The organism is Anaerolineales bacterium (assembly GCA_037382465.1).
In the GTDB taxonomy this organism is placed as follows: domain Bacteria; phylum Chloroflexota; class Anaerolineae; order Anaerolineales; family E44-bin32; genus WVZH01.
This window is the reverse complement of sequence record JARRPX010000126.1, coordinates 1-2,617: the sequence shown is the minus strand read 5'-3', so window position 1 is coordinate 2,617 and position 2,617 is coordinate 1. Positions and strand designations below refer to the sequence as shown.

At 57.7% G+C, this 2,617-nt stretch carries 5 protein-coding genes; all 5 read right to left on the bottom strand.

Going from position 1 to position 2,617, the window contains the following annotated elements:
* Positions 1-631, bottom strand: a 631-nt coding sequence (locus tag P8Z34_17240) for a histidine phosphatase family protein (GenBank protein ID MEJ2552419.1), incomplete at its 3' end; no start/stop codon positions are given.
* The gene (locus tag P8Z34_17235) at positions 631-786 is read right to left on the bottom strand and encodes a hypothetical protein (GenBank protein ID MEJ2552418.1); all 156 of its coding nucleotides are present in this window, start codon (positions 784-786) and stop codon (positions 631-633) included. The genes P8Z34_17235 and P8Z34_17240, both read right to left, overlap by 1 nt.
* Positions 783-1,487, bottom strand: a complete 705-nt coding sequence (locus P8Z34_17230) for a hypothetical protein (GenBank protein MEJ2552417.1) — start codon at positions 1,485-1,487, stop codon at positions 783-785. The genes P8Z34_17235 and P8Z34_17230 overlap by 4 nt, the downstream gene beginning before the upstream one ends.
* Entirely contained in the window at positions 1,421-2,359 is a 939-nt protein-coding gene (locus P8Z34_17225; GenBank protein ID MEJ2552416.1) for a hypothetical protein, read from the bottom strand. The genes P8Z34_17230 and P8Z34_17225 overlap by 67 nt, the downstream gene beginning before the upstream one ends.
* Positions 2,360-2,407: 48 nt before the next feature.
* Positions 2,408-2,617, bottom strand: a 210-nt coding sequence (locus tag P8Z34_17220) for a hypothetical protein (GenBank protein MEJ2552415.1), incomplete at its 5' end; no start/stop codon positions are given.

Below are 2,617 nucleotides of genomic sequence, written 5' to 3'. Positions count from 1 at the left end.
AACGCAAGGAGTTGATGGAATGATGGCTTGCTTCCCAGACGGAGAGGACATGCACCGCCATTTCCACGATACTGATAGAAGCCACAGGCATACTGATGCGATCGCGAAAACGCCCCACATCAATGCCCAACAGTGAGCACAGCATAATCCGGGTCGTGGCCTTATGAGAAACGACGAGGACATTTCCTGTCGTGTAAGTTTTCTCAATTTCCTCAAGCACAAGTGAACTGCGTCGGGCAATATCGATACCTCTTTCCCCTCCAGTTGGAGCGTTCCACCCAGGATCGACTAACCAGCGGACATAGGTATCATGAAACTCGCGATTCACCACTTCAGGGGTTTTCCCTTCCCATTGCCCATAAGCAATTTCCCTCAGTCCTTCTTTGAGTTGCATTCGTATTCCTGCCGCCTCGCAAAGAGGTTTGGCCGTGGCGACGGCACGGCGTAGCGGACTGGAAAAGACAGCGACCCATGGAAGAGATTTATAAGCATCGGCAAAATCCCCTGCCATCTGATAACCTTCCAGGGTTAAATCCGGGTCAAGGGTGCCGCAGTATCCACCGGTCTGGCTGGCAGTGGTTTCCCCGTGTCGCAGACGTAAACCGTCGACGTGGTATTCCTCGAACCGCATCAGGGCGTTCGCAGATATTGGCGCACTTCAGCCATATTGAAAGGTTCAGAAGAGTCGTTCGGGTTCGCGCGCCCAAGGGCCAGCAAATCGAATCCCTCGACGTCCGTGGGCAAAAGACTGCAGATCCGCTTGCTGACAGGGGTCTGTTGGCTCATGCTCTCTCCTCCAAATTTGTCTTGACCGGAATCCCCGGCTGCTGCGGGGAAGCCGCCAGAGCATCGCTGACGATTGTCTGCGCTTCCTCCAGGATTCGGTGCAGATGATCCGCTCCACGGAAGCTCTCCGCATAGATCTTGTAGATGTCCTCCGTCCCTGAGGGACGCGCCGCGAACCATCCACTTTCCGCTGTTACTTTCAACCCGCCGATGGACGCGCCGTTGCCCGGCGCGTGGGTGAGGATGGTCCGGATCTTTTCCCCAGCCAGGTCTGTGAGCCGAACCTGCTGCGCCGAGAGTCTCTCCAGCATTGCTTTTTGCTCCGGAGTGGCCGGGGCCTCAACTCGGTCGTAAACCGGCTCACCGAACTCGCGGGTGAGTTCATGGTAGATTTCGCCGGGATCCCGGGCCATACGGGCCGTGATCTCCGCTGCGAGCAAAGCCGGGACGATCCCGTCTTTGTCAGTCGTCCAGACGCTGCCATCCCGACGGACAAACGACGCGCCCGCACTCTCTTCCCCGCCGAACCCAAGGGATCCGTCGAGCAGGCCATCCACGAACCACTTGAAGCCAACCGGCACTTCGTAGAGCTTCCGCCCCAGCTTTGCGGTGACGCGATCAATCATCTGGCTGCTCACCACCGTCTTGCCGACCGCCGTTTCCGTGCGCCACTTCGGTCGGTGTTGGAAGAGATAGAAGATTGCGACCGCAAGGTAGTGGTTGGGCGGCAGCAGGCCCGCATCTGGCCGTCCCAGTCGACCGTCATGAATCGGAAAGTCGGATCGACGGCCTTGTTGACGACCGTGAGGTTCAACCCGTAGTGCTCGGCAATCGGCGCCCAGTAGTGGACCCCGGCACCCCCGAGCGGATCCACCCCCAGGCTGATCTTCGCGCCGCGAATGGCATCCATGTCGATCACATTACCGAGATCGCTAATGTAAGCATTAACATAATCGTGCCGGTGCGTCGTGGAGGCGCGAAGCGCCTTCTCGAAAGGAATACTCTTCACACCCCGCAGGCCATTCTCGAGAAACTCGTTTGCCTTCGCTTCGATCCAATCGGTGACGGCGCGTTCCGCCGGCCCGCCGTTGGGAGGGTTGTACTTGAAGCCGCCGTCATGGGGCGGGTTATGCGAAGGCGTGATGACGATGCCGTCGGCAAGTCCTGTCTTGCGCCCGCGGTTGTACGTGAGGATTGCGTGGGAAACGACAGGGGTTGGGGTATATTCATCCCCCTCCGCCAGCATGACTTCCACACCATTGGCCCCCAGCACCTCCAGCGCGCTGGCAAGAGCCGGCACGGAAAGGGCATGTGTATCCATACCGAGAAACAGCGGGCCATTGATCTTCTGCTGCCTGCGGTACAGGCAAATGGCCTGACTGATGGCGAGGATATGCCCTTCGTTGAAAGCCTTTTCGAGCGCGGAACCGCGGTGCCCTGAGGTGCCGAAGGAAACCCGTTGTTCCGGCATGGAAGGGTCAGGCACCTCGGTATAATAGGCCGTGATCAGTTTAGGCACGTTAACCAGCATCGATGCTTCGGCCGGTTTTCCTGCAAAAAGACTCACTTTCATGGCTTTCTCTCCTCAAATGTTGTGCCGACGTTATCGGGTTCAGTAGTTTTATTTTGCGTCCAAAGATTCCGTCGGATCATTCGCATCGGTACGGTCTGGAGACGGTTCTTGCTCGTTAGACTCGTCCGTTTCTCCCGACTCGAGACGCAGTAACTGCGCATCGATATCCGCAAGCAACTTCTCCTGGACAGCCTGACTGAGGTGTCCGCGGTGAAAGGCATCGATCACCACGCCTTTTTCCACCAGCAGCAAATGCCG

Coding starts and splice junctions, on each gene's coding strand:
- P8Z34_17235 (MEJ2552418.1), bottom strand. CDS start 786: ATGAGCCAACAGACCCCTGTCAGCAAGCGGATCTGCAGTCTTTTGCCC.
- P8Z34_17225 (MEJ2552416.1), bottom strand. CDS start 2,359: ATGAAAGTGAGTCTTTTTGCAGGAAAACCGGCCGAAGCATCGATGCTG.